Origin of the sequence: Euryhalocaulis caribicus, from assembly GCF_000412185.1 — a bacterium.
GTDB lineage: Bacteria > Pseudomonadota > Alphaproteobacteria > Caulobacterales > Maricaulaceae > Euryhalocaulis > Euryhalocaulis caribicus.
Genome location: NZ_ASJA01000010.1, coordinates 15,180 through 31,070 on the forward strand (window position 1 = coordinate 15,180; position 15,891 = coordinate 31,070).

Below are 15,891 nucleotides of genomic sequence, written 5' to 3' on the forward strand. Positions count from 1 at the left end.
GAAGGCCCTCCTAACAAATCTCCAGCAAGGTCATCGCGTAACCGCCTCTTTGGTAGAGCGTTTGAACATAGATTTGCTCGGACGTGGGATCCTTGAGCCATTCATTGGGCTCAGCATTTCCCGCCGCGATGAATCCGGAATTGCCACCCGGACCCAATAAAGGCATCTGCTGATTTCGCCTTACCAGAGGTGGGGGGAACTCGTCGTGACGCGCCCAATAGCGCAGGCGACCATCTTTGCTGAACGCGATCGCCACCGGATTGTCATTGACCTCGACAAAACGCCGGGCCGCAGCCTCCCGGCTGAGTTCTAGCAGATTGGCTATTTCAAGCACGGCCTGCATGCCGTCTCTGCGTCTAATAATCGGCCGCACGAGTTTTCGCGGCGCCAGCAATTCAATCGCAAACCGGTTCGCTTGCCCCTCCTGTCGATGATGCCGGTCGTTTATTTTTCCTGCGCCATAGCTGAATCTCCGCAAGTCCGCTTTAGTGCAACTTGAGGAGCCGTCTGGCGCTGGCGCGTGCCATGGATTCAGGAAGTGGCCCAGCTCATGCGCAATCGTAAATCGCTGACGTTTGTAGTGGGAGCACCGGTTAATCAGGATTGAACCCTCGCCGCGTTCAGGCGGTGCGATCAATGCACCCTCAAAATTATCCAGCACCTCTTCTCGAATCTCGAAAATATCAAGGGCATGAGCGACGCCGCGAACGTCAATGGCGCGCTCCGTTTCGCCCAGCTGCTCATGAATGGCCGCGGCGAGCCGGGCCGGATTGGCTCCTGCGTCCTCAATGATCATGCGATCCAGATGGATATCGCCAGCCAGACCGGCCAATTCAGCCAGCTTTCGGGGTGCTGCGGTTCTTGAGAAGGGACTGCATCATTTCATCGAGAATGCGCCGCTCGCTTTCGTTCAGATCCTTTGCCTGGCGAAACATGCGCTGGAGTTGGACATCCTCGTCCAGCGCCTCGGCGTCCTCACCAACGAGATAGGCGACCGATTTCCCGAAATGATCAGCCAGGCGGCGGACCAGGTCCATGGACGGGTTGGGCGCACGGCCCTTCTCGATCTTCCAGATATGGGTCTTGGAGACCCCCACCGCGTCCGCGACCTGTTGCAGGGACTGGTTTTTTGCCAGGCGCAGCTCCGTGATTCTTCTTCCGAACGCCATGACGCCCTCTCCCCTCTCCGCCGAGCCGTTATCTGTAGAGAACGTTTTCATACCACAGCTATTGCCAAGGTCGAGCGTTTTCTGTAGTTAACGATAACGGCAACCCACCAGAACTCGGAAGGAGATCGCGTGACAAGTTTTCAGATCGATCAGATCGAGGCGGACCGCTTGCATCCGTGGAAGCGCAATGCGCGCACCCACTCGAAGAAGCAGGTGCGTCAGATCGCAGACAGCATCCAGACATTCGGATTCACCAATCCGGTGCTGATCGACGCCGACAACTCAATCCTGGCCGGACATGGCCGGGTCGAGGCGGCCAGGTTGCTCGGGATGGAGACCGTCCCGTGCGTCCGGTTGGAGCACATGACGGCCGAACAGAAGCGGGCCTACGTTCTGGCCGACAACAAGCTGGCTCTCAACGCCGGATGGGACGAACAGCTCTTGGGCGAAGAGCTGGGCGCGCTATTAGAGCTCGATCTTGATTTCAGTATCGAGGCGACCGGCTTTTCCATTCCCGAGATTGATTCCCTTGTCGAAGGTCTTGCGCCCGAGGAACCGGGGGATCCACAAGACGATCAATTGCCGACGCTGGAGGACGGCCCGCCCCGATGCCGTCCCGGCGACATCTGGGCGCTCGGGCCACACCGGCTGATATGCGGGGACTCGCTGGATCCTCAAACAGTCGCCATGCTTATGGACGGCCAGTCCGCGCAAATGGTGTTCACCGATCCGCCCTATAACGTGCCGATTGATGGTCATGTCGGCGGATCGGGGCAGATCAAGCATCGCGAGTTCGCCATGGCGTCCGGTGAAATGACCGCCGCCGAGTTCACCGCGTTCCTCGCAAGCGCCTTTCAAAATCTCGCCGATCACAGCGGCGACGGGTCCATCCATTTCATCTGCATGGACTGGCGGCATATGAACGAGATCATGGCGGCCGGCGGCGAGGTCTATGGCGAGCTCAAAAACCTCATTGTCTGGGCCAAGGACAATGGAGGAATGGGAACCTTCTACCGCTCGCGTCACGAGCTCATTTTCGCCTTCAAGAAGGGATCAGCGGCGCACATCAATAATTTCGAGCTTGGCCAGCACGGGCGGTATCGCACTAATGTCTGGCAATATCGCGGGGTCAACACGATGAAGACGGGGCGCATGGACGAGCTGGCGCTTCACCCCACCGTCAAGCCTGTGCAGATGATCGCCGACGCCATCAAGGACGTTTCGGGGCGTGGCGGCATCATTCTGGACCTGTTTGGCGGGTCCGGGTCGACCCTCATCGCCGCGGACAAGACCGGCCGCCGTGGCTTTCTTTGTGAACTGGACCCCATCTACTGCGACCGCATCATCCGCCGCTGGGAAATCTACTCCAAGGATGACGCGGAGCAGGTCTTCTGCGGAACGGCGGACGCCGCCCCGACACTGGAGGCCGCTGCATGACCGGGTCTAACAAGAAGCCGGCACAAGCCCTGGAGCCGTCTTCGGTTTCAGCCGATTACGACATCGGGTACGGCAAACCTCCCGTCCACACGCGGTTCAAGCCGGGCGTTTCCGGCAACCCGCGCGGGCGGCCGCGCCGGGCAAAGAACCAGGCCCCGGCCCTTAATGAAGAGCGGCTGAAAGACATTATCCTGCAAGAAGCCTATCGCTCCATCACGGTTCGCGACGGCGCGCAAAATGTAAGCGTGCCCATGGCCCAGGCGGTCATGCGATCCCTGGCGGTCAACGCCGCCAAGGGGGACCATCGCTCCCAGCGGCTCTTCTCCGAGCTCCTGAGCCATACCGAGCGGCAGAACAAAGCGCTTCATGATGAATGGCTGGAGACAGCGATCAACTACAAGGTCGAGTGGGAGCGCGAGCTGGACCGCCGCGAGAAACTGGGAATCGAGGTGCCTCTGCCGATACCTCATCCTGACGATATCGAAATCGACATGCGAACCGGCGGCGTGCTGGTGAAAGGTCCCATGACCAAGGAGCAGAAGGCCGAGCTCGACAAGTGGAAAGTAAGAAAAGCAGAGGCCGAGAAGGATCGCGACTGGCTGGTGGGCGAAATGGCGAAAACCCGGGACCCTAAGAGGCGGTCGATCATCGAGCGCGATATGGCCCATAACGACAGGATGCTGGAGATATACCGGCGCGTGATCCCAGACTGAGGCTTCCCATAGGCCACGCCTGGCGCGGCGGTCTGGCTGGCCCTGATAATCTCACGCCAACCGACTGGACTTCACGTGCAAAGGACGCATGAATGTTCCTCGCGGACCGGCGCCAGCCGCAGAGTCCGCACGCCCTGCCCTAGAGCGGGGCCTGTCCCGGTACAAGCGAAAGGATCTTCCTTGCCGCAAAACACTGGAGACAGAAATGACCAAGACCAACGCCGCCAAGACCAAACCGGCCAAAGTCGGGGCCGCCGCCACGAAACCGGCGCGCAAAACCAAGAAAAGCCAGCTCTTGGCTTTGCTAGAGGCGTCGAAGGGCCGCAGCGTCGCCGAGCTGAGCGAGGCGCTGGGATGGCAACGCCATACAACCCATGCCGCGCTGACGGGATTGCGGCTGTCCGGAAACACCATTGAAAAGCTCGATGTCGAGGGGGAGCGCGCAGCCCGCTACCGCCTGACAGGGGCGGACTGATGGCCGACGCCGAAAAGGTCGCCGTCCAGCTCGCCTCGCTGGAGACGATGGGGCTGTATGACCTCAAACAGGAGTGGGAGCGCCGGATCGGCGCTCCCCCGCCCGGGCGTACGAGCGAGACCTTCATGCGCCGCGTCCTCGCCCAATGGATCCAGGAGCAAGCGTATGGCGGTCTGAGCCCCGCCGTGCGCCGCAAGCTCAAGGCGATCGCAGCCGGAGACGAAATGCCGGCGAGGCCTTCGCTGAAAAAAGGCGCGCGCCTGGTGCGTGAGTGGAACGGCGTCACGCACCAGGTGGAGGTCGCCGAGAGAGGCTTCTTCTGGCGCGAAAAACACTTCCGATCACTCTCAGCCGTGGCGCGCGAGATCACCGGCGCACGTTGGTCGGGCCCGCGCTTCTTCGGACTGGATCGATGACGAAGAAGGTCCGCTGCGCGATCTATACGCGCAAGTCGTCGCAGGACGGGCTCGAGCAGGATTATAATTCCCTGCAATCGCAGCGCGACGCCTGCGCCGCCTATATAGCCAGCCAGGCGAGCGAGGGCTGGACGCCGCATCCCGATCACTATGATGATGGCGGCGTCTCAGGTGGAACACTGGACCGTCCGGCCCTGCACCGCCTGCTGGAGGACGTGGAGCGTGAGCGCGTCGATCTGATCGTCGTTTACAAGGTCGACCGTCTAACGCGCTCGCTGTCTGACTTCGCCAAGCTTGTAGAACGGCTGGATGCCGCCGGAGCGTCTTTTGTCTCGGTCACCCAGTCCTTTAACACCTCGACCAGTATGGGCCGGCTCACCCTGAACATGCTGCTCTCATTCGCGCAGTTCGAGCGGGAGGTGACCGGCGAGCGCATCCGCGACAAGCTTGCGGCGTCCAAGGCCAAAGGCATGTGGATGGGCGGCGCGACACCCTACGGCTACCGCCGCGATGGCCGCAGCCTCGCGATCGATCCAGAGGAAGCCATAATCGTCCGCGCGCTCTACAGTCTCTATGATGAGCTTGGCAGCATCCGGCGGGTAAAAGAGGTAGCCGACGAGCGAGGCTATCGCACTCGATTGCGGATCTATGACAGCGGCCAAAACCGCGGCGGCGTACCCTTCACGCGTGGCGCGCTGCACCACCTGCTCACGAACCCGGTCTATGCTGGCCGCATCAGGCACAAGGCCGCGGTCTATGGGGGCCTGCACGACGCGATCATCGCACCGCAGGAATGGGATCGATTCCAGGACCGGATGGGCAAAGGCCAGCGCCAGCGCGGGTCCACAAACTCTGCTGGCGATGCGCTCTTCGCCGGGCGGGTTTTTGACGAGACCGGAGATCGCCTGACCCCGACCCATGCCAAGAAAGGCGACCGGAGATATCGCTACTATATCTCACGACGCCTGGTGAAGCAGTCGGGCGAGCGGGACGTGTCAGGCTGGCGCTTGCCGGCCGGAGTGCTGGAACGCGCGGTTATGGACGCGCTGGTTATCCATTTTAAGGATGCGCAAACGCTCAAGCACTTCGCAAAAGATCTGGACGCCAGCATCGCAAAAGGCCTCGCGGCCGGGTTCACGGAGATAAGCGACACTCTGGGCCGCGATCAGCGCGCCGCGTCATCCCTTGTTGAACGGATCGATCTGCAGCCTGGCGCGCTGCGGATAACGCTCGACGCCGGCTCGGTCTCGAAGGCGGTCAGGCTGGATGCCGAATTGATCCCGGCCGAAGCGCTAAGTGTGGAGCAGGGTTTTACCCTGCGCCGCCGCGGCGTCGAAACGCGCTTCGTATTTGGCGACGCCGCTCGTGAAGCGGACCAGACTCTGATCCGGGCGATCGCCAAGAGCCTGGACTGGCTGGACCAGGTCAAATCAGGCAGGTCCATCGCGTCCATCGCGCGACAGGAAGGCGTCGGCAGCCGCCATATCCGCATCCGGATCAAGCTCGCCTTCCTGTCTCCGGTCATCGTCAAGCGGATTCTCGCCGGGGAACAGCCGATCGAACTAACCACCGAGCAGCTGGCGCGCCATATCGAATTCTCCGATGACTGGCGTCAGCAGCCACGTGAACTGGGCTTCGTCTCCTGACTACGCCTGCATTAACAGGGAAGCTGTGTTCCCGGTTTTAGAACTAAAATTCCCTGTTATCACCGACTAAATTCCCTGTTCCGTTGAGCAGGGAATTTTGGCGTAGGCAGCTGTTTTATCAGGCGAAAAAGACGTCTGAATCAGCGAGAACAGGTTGTAATTGAACAATTTCCCTGTTCTTGGGCCAAAACAGGGAACGCGGACCGTCGAAAAAGCCAAACAGAGACGCTAGCCGAAAATGCCCCCGATATCGCCGATCCGGGGTCTCTCTGGCGCGGATACATAGGGCAAACGCTCTTTAACCCGCCGAAATGTCGGCGGGTTTCGTCAGGTCTGCAATTCTGGGAAGTTTGGCGTGACTGGATGGCGGTGCTGTCAGGCGAATGCGAACCGGTCTCCGTAGAGTCAGGATGCGTCAGCATTAGGCCGCGCCAAGCTGACGCCACTCGGCAAGAGCGGCGGCGCGATGATCCTTGAACGCTGAGCGGCGGTTGATATGGCGGTCGTGGTTGAAGTGGTTGAAGACGGAAGAATGGACGGCGGCGAATTTCTGCAGACTTCGCATCCGCCGGAACCGCAACATCGCCCGCTCCCGTCTTCGTAATGGGAGGTGCGAGTTTTCAGCGCGATTGTTGAGCCAGCGGCCGGCCTCGTGGCGACCTTCCAGGCCCAGCTCCCGCAACGCAGCACCGTAAGACCGAAGCTTGTCGGTGACGATGGCGCGCGGTTCGCCGTAGTGCTTCATTGCCTTGCGAAGGAAGCGAAGCGCCGCCTTGCGATCCCGCGTCTTCGACACATAGGCTTCCAGCACCTCGCCCTCGTGATCGACCGCGCGCCAGAGATAATGCGTTTCGCCACGAATCTTCACGAACATTTCGTCCAGATGCCATTGCCACTGCGGAAACGAGCGCATCTGCTGCGCCCGCTTCTTCCTGATCTCGCCGGCGAACATCGGGCCGAACCGGTTCCACCAGCACCGCACCGTCTCATGGCTGATATCAATGCCGCGTTCGTGCAGGAGATCCTCTACGTTCCGCAGCGAGAGCGGAAACCGGACATAGAGCATCACCGCAAGACGGATCACCTCCGGCGAGGTCTTGAAATATCGGAATAGGTTGGCCATGCGGAAACGCTATTGGCATGCAGTCAGTCGATCAACCTAGTTTCCTCTGACAATGCCCCTCTGACACTACCCGTGTCACACAATAAATCTGTCCCATCCTCCATAGTGTTCGTTGCTACGCGCACCCCGCGGCAGGCTCAGCGCGATCAGGGCTAGGCCAGAGACCACATCGTTTATTGAAACCGGAATTGCACCGCCCTCAAGCATCCAGGGCGCGGCGACGAGCCAGACGCCGAACACGATGTTAAGGAAACGCACAGGCCGGGCGACTTCCGCCATGGCGATTATCGCCACGGTCATGACAAGCGCACCAACAAGATGGTCGCTGTCGGCCAAGGGGGATTGAACATCGAAAACGAGACGGGAAATCATCACCCACCCACCGAGGAAGGCGCTGATAAGAAGCGGCCAAGACAGACTCACGCCCCGCAGCGCCGAAGCGAAAGATGAGCGAAAACCGGATTCAAAACCGGGCAGCCGGTCCTTGCCGCTGCCCGGCAGAGCGTCGCCGCGAAAGAAGACGCGCCAGAAGGGACGCCCGCGCTTGGTGTTCCAGACCAGGAACTGCCCCATCGCCACAAGTTCGTCGAGCGAATAGGGAATCATGATTAGCATCGCCAAAGCCGCCATCAGACAGACGGTGCAATACGTGCCGATCACGATGGGCTGAATAATAATGAAATAGATGCTGATGACGCCGAGAGGAACCACGACGATACCGAACAGCGTGACCATCCACGGCATGGTGCGCCAACGGGCGCGTCCGCCCATCGCGCCCATGAGAATCTCGAACATATAGCTCATGGCCCCAATGCCGCCATCTGCGACCGGCCATGCCTTGGAAACTTCCGAAGTAATGATGTCCTCGCTGCCGTTAAGCGGTCCCGGCACATCAAAGAACGGCTCCCATACGGTCTCTACATGACCGAGTTGATAGGCTGTCAGAATGCGGGAGAGCGTAAAACCGACAGCGCCTAGTGCAATAATTGGCAAGCGCTGAAGATAGGTTGATGGCGAATACGACCAACCCGGCGGCACGTCGGTATCGTCCATCATCCCTTCCGGGGCCATTCCCGGCATCATCGGGATAAGGATAGTCAACGCGATGATCAGGGCGCCAACGAAAGTGTCGTTGGCGTAGACCGCCGCGTGGGGAGTCCAGAAAAGCAGCGGCGCGCCTAGCAGCCATATTCCGATGCAGGTGTTGGCCCATTGGGCCCAGCCATTCCCCGGTTTCAGCGACAGACCGGCAAAAAACATGATTAGCACGCCGGCAATTACGTTATTCCAGCCGGTCAATACGCTGCGTGTCGCCGGCTCCCATAGATCTCGCTCGGCGGTGACCCGTAGAACGGCCGCTGAGAATTCGGTCTGGTTGAAAAGTCCGAAGACGAAGGGAACGGTCGCAAGCCACAGGCCAAGCCCCATCGTCAGCCAGTGAACCCAGAGCATGTTGAAGTGCATGCGCCGCATGTCTTCGTTATGTTGTTTCATATCCGACGTCTTTGAGGCCGTCTCGGCCTGTTGGGTCGCTGTTTCGACTTTGTCCTCGGCGACCCGCGAAGCGTTAAGTCCGTTCTCGCGATACCAAGCGAAAGGGTCGGATTTCAGATTGGCGATTATTTCCGGGAGTTTCTTTCTGAGGCTGCGCTTCGGCCGCCAGTCGAGGTTCTCCTGCGCTGCGGAGAGATCGAGTTCATAATGGTGATCCGAAATTTCCACCATCCAGGGTCGGATGAAGGCGTCCTCATCAAAGATTTCATGTTCTGCCCAAGCCCCGGCCTTGGCCGCCGCTTTAGGAAGCGTTTGCGTTTTCCAGTCCTCATCGTGGATCAACCGGCCCAGAGATTTCTGGACTTCGCCGTAGGTCATGACGTCATCTTCGCCCAGCAAAACAGGAAGTTCGGGAGGCAGCGACGCCCGACGCTGGATGACCGCCATAATCGCATCCAGTAGATCGTCTATATGCAGGTAGGGCTGACCGGCGGATAAATCGCCAGGATAGACGCGTGAACTCGTACGCTTTTCGTAAATTCGAGCGATTTGTTGGGCCAGAAAAGCCGAGTGTCCCTGCCCGTCATACAAGCCGGCGGGCCGGAGAAAGACCGCGGGAATGTCGCCCCGCTGTTCCCGTATCAATTTTTCGGTCTTGATTTTGGATTCCCGGTAAGGGAGCTCGTCGTCCATCGGCGCGCCCTCATTGATCGGACAACCCGGTCGCGTGGGCGCATGAACGAGCATCGTGCTGGCGAAAACGAATTGCTCGACCTGGAAGTCCTGAAGCGCGGCGAGAAGACTTTCCGTTCCCTTCACCGTCACGGCGTCATATTTCGGGTTAGGCTCGCCGGTCAGATCGAAATAAGAGGCGAGATGGATGACCGAAGCAATGCGATCGCCATAAGCGGTCCGCACCCGCTGGAACGCGGCCTCAATGCTGGTTTCATCGGTAATGTCGAAACAGACGCATTCAGCCTCGGCTGGCGGGTGTGGCGGCGTGTCTCTGTCAAAACCTATAACCTGATAATCACCTGCTAACCGCTTTACGACCTCCGAACCGATATATCCACTGGAGCCCGTTACAATCACTATGTCTTTTCGGTTCTCTTCCAAATGATTTGCTCCCGGCTGAAGCCGTCCTGAAATCCGGATCAGCTTCTATCGGCGCGTCTGACCCGACTCGTTAAAAATCGTACAGTCGCAATTACGCCGATGACAGCGAACACAAACACCAGCGTGACAAACAACATTCCCAAAGGCGCCATCATCATACAACTATTCATCATTGGCTTGGTTCCTTTGACTAATTAAACTTGGTGGGATTGCTTACTGTTCCGGTCTCTCCACCGGTCCCAATCCGACTGAAAGCGCCCGCCGCCGCCACAGCAGATAGACAGCCGGCACTACGACCAACGCCAATAACGTAGCGCTGACGATGCCGCCGATCATGGGGGCAGCGATCCGGCGCATGATCTCCGAACCCGTCCCGTGGCCGTACATGATGGGCAGGAGACCGGCGACGATTACTGAGAAGGTCATCATGATCGGACGCAGCCGGCGAAGGGCGCCCCGACGAATTGCCTCCACCAACTCCCCGGCTTCCAGTTTGCGGCCTTGGGTGGCGGCCCGCTTTTCCGCAGCCGTCAGCTCCTGACGCAGGTACATGATCATCAGGACGCCAATCTCGACGGCGACTCCCGCGAGAGCAATGAAACCGACCGCGACCGCGACGGAGAGATTAAAACCGGCCAGGAACATCAGCCAGAGCCCGCCCACCAGCGCCAGCGGCAAGGTCCCCATGATGATCAGGACATCGGCGATGTTGCGGAAATTAAGGAAGAGCAACAGCATGATGATCGCGACCATCACCGGCACGACCAGGGCGAAGCGCTGCTTGGCGCGCTGCATATATTCATACTGTCCCGACCAGACGATGGAGTAGCCGGCGGGAAGCTCGATGTCGCTGGCGACCGTTTCGCGAGCATCGGCCACGAAGGAACCGAGATCGCGGCCCGCGACATCGATATAGACCCAGCCGGTTTGACGGGCGTTTTCGCTGCGGATCATGCCCGGCCCTTCCGTTACCTGGATCGCGGCGATGCGGCCGAGCGGAATCTCCGCTCCCATCGGGGTGACGATGGGAAGACTTCGCAAGTCCTGCGGAGAATCACGCATCTCGCGCGGATAACGCAGATTGATCGGGAAACGCTGAAGACCTTCCACGCTCTGGCTTATGGTCATACCGCCAATAGCGGTGCGAACGACATCATGCGCATCGGACACATTCAACCCGAAGCGGGCCGCCGCTTCCCGGTCCACATCGATATCGATAAAACGCCCGCCCGTGACGCGTTCGGAATAGACCGAGGCGGTTCCGGGAACCTCGCCGACAACATCCTCGATGCGCCGGCCAATTTCACCGATCGTTTCCAGATCCGGACCGGCGATCTTGACTCCGACCGGAGTCTTGATGCCGGTCGCCAGCATATCGATGCGATTCTTGATCGGCATGGTCCAGACGTTGGTGAGGCTGGGCACCTGCACCAGTTCGTTCAGCTCCGCCTTCAGCGAGTCCAGCGTCACACCCTCGCGCCATTCTTCACGCGGTTTGAGCTGGATGGTCGTCTCGATCATGGTCAGAGGGGCCGGATCAGTCGCTGTCTCGGCGCGTCCTGCTTTGCCGTAAACCGTCTCGACCTCGGGGATTGTCGCGATCAACTTGTCCGTCTGTTGCAGGATCTGGGACATTTTGCCCACGGATACCGCCGGATAGGCGCTGGGCATATAAAGAAGATCCCCTTCATTGAGGTCGGGCATGAACTCTGCGCCCAGCCGGCTCGCCGGAATCAGGGCGGTGGCCATAACCAGCCCCGCCAGCCCCAACGTGATCCAGGGGCGCGCCGTGGTAAAACCGATCACGGGCCGGTAGGCCGCTGTTAAAACACGATTGACTGGGTTTTTGTGCTCGGGCGCAATTTTTCCCCGAACCAGAAGACCAATCAGTACTGGAACCAGGGTTACTGACAGCGCGGTCGCCGCAGCCATTGCATAGGTCTTGGTGAAGGCGAGCGGTTTGAACATCCGCCCTTCCTGCGCTTCCAGAGCGAAGATCGGCATGAAACTCAGCGTGATGATCAGCAGAGAGAAGAAGAGCGGCGGGCCGACCTCCACGCACGCTTCGCCGATGAGGCGCCAACGCTCGCGACCCGAAACCTCCTTGCCCTCCAGTCGAGCGTGAACATTCTCGATCATGACGATGGTGGCGTCGACCATGGCGCCGACAGCGATGGCGATGCCGCCCAGCGACATGATGTTGGCGTTGAGCCCTTGTGCGTTCATCACGATGAAAGCGCCCAGGACGCCAAGCGGCAAGCTGATCGCCACCACCAGCGCCGAGCGCAGATGAAACAGGAACAGGGCGCAGACCAGCGCCACAATGATAAATTCCTCGATCAGTTTCTCGCTGAGCGTATCGATGGCGCGCTCAATCAGACCGGATCGGTCATAGGTCGTGACGATCTCAACACCATCCGGGAGTCCGGTTTCGAGCTGTTCCAGCTTCTCCTTGACGCGGTCGATAGTCGCCAGCGCATTGCCACCCCATCGCATGATGACCACGCCGCCGGCCGCCTCTCCCTGGCCATTGAGTTCACCAACGCCGCGTCTCAGTTCCGGCCCCAGCCGGATGTTCGCGACATCTTTCAGAAGCACTGGCGCGCCGTCTGCGCTGACTTTCAGCGGTATCTGCTCCAGATCCTTGATGGAATTGATATAGCCGCTGGCGCGGACCATATATTCCGCCTCGGCCATTTCGATCACCCGTCCGCCAGTCTCCATATTGCCTTGCTGGATCGCTTCGCGGACCCGCGACAGCGGCAGGCCATAGGCGCGCAACTTGTTGGGGTCGGCGACAACCTGATACTGCTTCACCATGCCGCCGATGGCGGCAACCTCGGAGACACCCTCCACGGTCTGAAGCTCGTATTTCAGAAACCAGTCCTGAATGGCGCGCAGCTCGGCCAAATCGTGGTGTCCGGTCCGGTCGACAAGAGCGTATTGAAAGATCCAGCCCACGCCGGTTGCGTCCGGACCAAGCGCCGGTTCGGTTTCGTCGGGAAGCTGTGGCGCGACCTGACTGAGATATTCCAGAACGCGTGAGCGCGCCCAATAGAGATCGGTCCCCTCCTCGAAGATCACATAGACATAAGAATCGTTGAAAAATGAATAGCCGCGCACGGTCTTCGCGCCGGGGACCGCGAGCATGGCGGTGGCGAGCGGATAAGTGACCTGGTCCTCCACCACTTGCGGTGCCTGGCCGGGATAGGTGGTCTTGACGATGACTTGGACGTCGGAGAGGTCGGGAATGGCGTCCAGCGGCGTCGTACGCAACGACTGAACGCCCCAGCCCCCGATCAGCAGGGCAATGACGATCACCAGCAAACGGTTGGCGATCGACCAGCGGATCAGTGAGCCGATCATTGTTCCGCCTCCCCTGCGACTGCGGGCGCTATGGCGGTGACCGTGTAGCTCTCGCCAGTTTCTTGCAGACTGAACTCGACCTGGTCGCCAGTTTCGATGTCGCCCAGGACCACATCCGGAGCGACCTCAAAGTCCATACGCATGGCGGGCCACCCGATGGCGGGAATCGGCTCGTGAGAAAGATTGACGGTCCGGGCTTGCGCATCGACTGCGTTTAGCACGCCAACGCCCTCCGCCGCCGCGGAGACGTCCATTCCCATGCCGCCTGAATCCGGCTGATCCATGTTCATCTTGTCCATGGACATCTCTCTCGGAAGACCGGACTTCTCCCCGGGTTCCTCGAAACCCGGCGTATCGAGCCGCATCAGGGCGGCGTCCAGGCTGGCTTCGGAGTCGATCAGGAACTGGCCCGAGACGACGACCCTCTCGCCCTCAGCGAGGCCGGAGAGGATTTCCACACGATCTCCGGCGCTGGCGCCGGCTGTAACCTGCGCTGGCCGGAAGCGGCCCGCGCCCAGCGCTAAGATAACCCGGTCGCCGTCAGCGCCACGGATCAAAGCCGCTTGCGGAATAGTCACTCCGGCGCCTGCCGGCGTGTCGCCGCTCTCCAGCCTGATATTGGCGTACATATTCGGCTTCAAACGGCCGTCAGAATTCGAAAACCGCAGGCGGACCCGTACGGTCCGCGCGTCGGCATCGGCCGTGGGATAAACATAATCGACCTCGCCGGACCAGCGCTCGCTAGGAAACGAAGCCAAGGTCATGGTCGCGTCCTGCCCTTCGGCGACTGTTCCCGCCGCGCTCTCGAAAACGTCGGCGATCACCCAGACCGTGGAAAGATCAGCCAGACGCATTGCAGTCTGACCCGGCATCAACTGCGCGCCTTCGCGGACATTCATTTCGGTGACCACGCCGTTTTGCGGCGCATAGACCGGGATTGACCGGCGCGTCGCGCCGGATGAGGCTAGGCTTTCGATCTGGGCTTGCGTCATTCCGAGGGACCGCAACCGCTCGGTGGCGGCCCCGGTCAAGGCCGGTCTGCCAAGACGGCGCGCCTGGAGATATTCAGATTGCGCACTGACCAGCTTCGGCGAGTAGAGCTGGAACAGCAGGTCGCCGCGCTGGACGCGCGCGCCCATCGACGCCACGGTCAAGCGCTCTACCCAGCCTTCAGACCGCACAGTGACGACCGATTCCTGATCTTCGTTGGCGGTTACATAGCCCACTGTCTCGATGCGTTCTGACAAATCCTCCCGCGCGGCAGTCGCGGTGCGCACGCCGATATTGTTGACCACGGCCGGATTGATGCGGAGCGCCGGTTCATCGCCCTCCGCCGCGCCCGCTTCATCGGCATAGACAGGAACCAGATCCATCCCCATGGGCGACTTGCCCGGCTCATCGCGCCGATAGCTCGGATCCATCGGCGCTTTCCAGTACAGAATTTCACGCGCTTGTGGTTTGCCGCCGCCGGGGCCTCTATCGCCGCCGTCCGGCTGTTCATCCATTTCCATCCCGGAAGACTGAGGTACACCGCCGGTCAGACGCGCGGAGAGGTATCCGCTCGCAGCCGCGGCGGCCAGCAAGACTGTGATCAAGGTGATGCGTGACGGGCTCATGGCGCGCCTCCCGTGAGATAGTCGATCTCGGCCCAGGCTTTGGCCTGATCGACGCGGAGCTTCAGTCGATTGAGTTCCGCATCGAGCTCGGCGAGCTGGCTGCGGATCAGTTCGGGGAAATCGGCGTTTCCACCGCCATAGGCGGTTATCGAGGCCTCCGCGGTTTCCCCGGCGCGAACTGTCACTGCCCGGTCATAGAGGTCGATGCGCGCCTGCAGCCCGGTCCAGTCCGCATAGGCGCGGCCCAGATCGCGGCGCAGATCAAGCAGTTCCGCCGAACGGGCCAACTCGGCCGCGCCGCGTTCCTTGATCTCCGCCGAAAGTTTTTTGTCTTGCCGCTTGTTGGTGAAAAGCGGAATCGAGACGCTGACGCCGACGCTGGCAAAATCAGCTCTTCCGCCGCCGCGCAAACCGTAGCCGCCCTCCAGCGCCCACGATGGCTTGTAGGCTTCCTCTGCAATCTCGGTATCAATGTCCTGCGCCAGAACTTCAGCATTTTTCAGACGTATGGCGGGATGACCAGCCAGTGCGGTTTCCATGATTTCGAGAGATGGCGGTTCCGCAAGTTGGGGCATCGCGGCGGGCATGGGCCGCGCCGTAGCCTCGCCCACATATCGGGCAAGCACAGCCTGCGCGGTCGCCTCCTGCCGGCGCAATTCCGCCAGACGGTCGTCAAGCAGGGCGAGCTCCAGCTCCGCGCGCAATACGTCCTGGCTGGTCATAAGTCCGGAGGCGAACGCCGCGCTTAATGAATCAATCAGCTCATCCACCGCTTCACGGCTCTGGCGGATATAGTCCTGCGCCTTGGTCCAGTAATAACGGTCCAGCCAGGCCAGCCTGGTCTCAAGCTCGATCCGGCGAAGGGTCAGCGCTTTACGCTCTCTTTCGCCCTCGGCCTCGGCGCGGCGGCGTTCGCCGTTGAGCGCCAGCGTGCCGCCCTTGGGAAACTCTTGCCGAAAACCAGCCTGAATTTGCGTCATCGGTTCCTGATCAAAAGCAAACGTATCGACCGGGAAATTCGCAAGACCGACGCGTGCGGTTGGATCGGGAAGCTGGGCCTCGGCGACGGCGCGGTCTTCCAGCGCCTCGGCTTTCGCTTCAAATCGCTCAGCAGCCGGGTCGCGGGCGCTCAAGGCGATGGCTACAGCCTCCTCAAAGCGCAATGGCGGCGGGAATTCCGCCGCAGGCGCGGCGCCGGCGAGCGCCCAGGCGAGCGCCGCTCCAGAAAACATAGTCATGGTGGTGTCCTGCACTGATGACCGGGCAAGCTGCATGGACGCGCTTCAAAGGCGCCCTACGCAGCCATCGTTCAGATCCAGA

The 15,891-nt window shown here is 60.5% G+C and carries 12 protein-coding genes; 5 read left to right on the top strand and 7 right to left on the bottom strand.

All coding sequences use genetic code 11. The annotated features are described in order from the left end of the window. Nucleotides 1-10: 10 nt before the first annotated feature. Nucleotides 11-832: an ImmA/IrrE family metallo-endopeptidase gene (locus L338_RS17020; RefSeq protein ID WP_081639557.1), complete on the bottom strand. Its 822-nt coding sequence runs from the start codon at nt 830-832 to the stop codon at nt 11-13. A 1-nt stretch (nt 833) separates the two neighbouring features. After that, the gene (locus L338_RS09395; RefSeq protein ID WP_022698121.1) at nt 834-1,169 is read right to left on the bottom strand and encodes a helix-turn-helix domain-containing protein; all 336 of its coding nucleotides are present in this window, start codon (nt 1,167-1,169) and stop codon (nt 834-836) included. Nucleotides 1,170-1,298: 129 nt separating this feature from the next. Here L338_RS09395 and L338_RS09400 point away from each other — a divergent pair, with 129 nt between their 5' ends. The 5 genes from L338_RS09400 to L338_RS09420 all read left to right on the top strand — a co-directional run bounded on the left by L338_RS09400 (nt 1,299) and on the right by L338_RS09420 (nt 5,856). Then, the gene (locus L338_RS09400) at nt 1,299-2,606 is read left to right on the top strand and encodes a site-specific DNA-methyltransferase (RefSeq protein WP_022698122.1); all 1,308 of its coding nucleotides are present in this window, start codon (nt 1,299-1,301) and stop codon (nt 2,604-2,606) included. Further along, nucleotides 2,603-3,319, top strand: a complete 717-nt coding sequence (locus tag L338_RS16535; RefSeq protein ID WP_022698123.1) for a DUF5681 domain-containing protein — start codon at nt 2,603-2,605, stop codon at nt 3,317-3,319. Before L338_RS09400 ends, L338_RS16535 begins: the two co-directional genes overlap by 4 nt. Before the next feature lie 205 nt (nt 3,320-3,524). Continuing rightward, nucleotides 3,525-3,794, top strand: a complete 270-nt coding sequence (locus tag L338_RS09410) for a DUF3489 domain-containing protein (RefSeq protein WP_022698124.1) — start codon at nt 3,525-3,527, stop codon at nt 3,792-3,794. After that, the gene (locus L338_RS09415) at nt 3,794-4,210 is read left to right on the top strand and encodes a DUF2924 domain-containing protein (protein ID WP_022698125.1); all 417 of its coding nucleotides are present in this window, start codon (nt 3,794-3,796) and stop codon (nt 4,208-4,210) included. Before L338_RS09410 ends, L338_RS09415 begins: the two co-directional genes overlap by 1 nt. Then, entirely contained in the window at nt 4,207-5,856 is a 1,650-nt protein-coding gene (locus L338_RS09420; RefSeq protein WP_022698126.1) for a recombinase family protein, read from the top strand. Before L338_RS09415 ends, L338_RS09420 begins: the two co-directional genes overlap by 4 nt. Nucleotides 5,857-6,277: 421 nt before the next feature. Here L338_RS09420 and L338_RS09425 read toward each other — a convergent pair whose 3' ends face one another. From L338_RS09425 to L338_RS09445, 5 genes are all read right to left on the bottom strand, one after another. After that, the gene (locus tag L338_RS09425; protein WP_022698127.1) at nt 6,278-6,979 is read right to left on the bottom strand and encodes an IS6 family transposase; all 702 of its coding nucleotides are present in this window, start codon (nt 6,977-6,979) and stop codon (nt 6,278-6,280) included. 75 nt (nt 6,980-7,054) lie between these two features. Then, the gene (locus L338_RS09430) at nt 7,055-9,589 is read right to left on the bottom strand and encodes an NAD-dependent epimerase/dehydratase family protein (RefSeq protein WP_022698128.1); all 2,535 of its coding nucleotides are present in this window, start codon (nt 9,587-9,589) and stop codon (nt 7,055-7,057) included. 213 nt (nt 9,590-9,802) lie between these two features. Then, complete coding sequence (locus L338_RS09435) at nt 9,803-12,955, bottom strand: efflux RND transporter permease subunit (RefSeq protein ID WP_022698129.1); 3,153 nt, start codon at nt 12,953-12,955, stop codon at nt 9,803-9,805. After that, nucleotides 12,952-14,571, bottom strand: a complete 1,620-nt coding sequence (locus L338_RS09440; protein WP_081639559.1) for an efflux RND transporter periplasmic adaptor subunit — start codon at nt 14,569-14,571, stop codon at nt 12,952-12,954. Before L338_RS09440 ends, L338_RS09435 begins: the two co-directional genes overlap by 4 nt. After that, nucleotides 14,568-15,809, bottom strand: coding sequence for a TolC family protein (locus L338_RS09445; protein WP_161624617.1), 1,242 nt, complete (start codon nt 15,807-15,809; stop codon nt 14,568-14,570). The genes L338_RS09440 and L338_RS09445 overlap by 4 nt, the downstream gene beginning before the upstream one ends. Between the last annotated feature and the right edge of the window lie 82 nt (nt 15,810-15,891).

Excerpts from the sequence above, each read along its gene's own strand:
- L338_RS09395 (WP_022698121.1), bottom strand. The coding sequence starts at position 1,169 with ATGGCGTTCGGAAGAAGAATCACGGAGCTGCGCCTGGCAAAAAACCAG.
- L338_RS09410 (WP_022698124.1), top strand. The coding sequence starts at position 3,525 with ATGACCAAGACCAACGCCGCCAAGACCAAACCGGCCAAAGTCGGGGCC.
- L338_RS09445 (WP_161624617.1), bottom strand. The coding sequence starts at position 15,809 with ATGACTATGTTTTCTGGAGCGGCGCTCGCCTGGGCGCTCGCCGGCGCC.
- L338_RS09425 (WP_022698127.1), bottom strand. The coding sequence starts at position 6,979 with ATGGCCAACCTATTCCGATATTTCAAGACCTCGCCGGAGGTGATCCGT.
- L338_RS16535 (WP_022698123.1), top strand. The coding sequence starts at position 2,603 with ATGACCGGGTCTAACAAGAAGCCGGCACAAGCCCTGGAGCCGTCTTCG.
- L338_RS09420 (WP_022698126.1), top strand. The coding sequence starts at position 4,207 with ATGACGAAGAAGGTCCGCTGCGCGATCTATACGCGCAAGTCGTCGCAG.
- L338_RS09415 (WP_022698125.1), top strand. The coding sequence starts at position 3,794 with ATGGCCGACGCCGAAAAGGTCGCCGTCCAGCTCGCCTCGCTGGAGACG.
- L338_RS09440 (WP_081639559.1), bottom strand. The coding sequence starts at position 14,571 with ATGAGCCCGTCACGCATCACCTTGATCACAGTCTTGCTGGCCGCCGCG.
- L338_RS09435 (WP_022698129.1), bottom strand. The coding sequence starts at position 12,955 with ATGATCGGCTCACTGATCCGCTGGTCGATCGCCAACCGTTTGCTGGTG.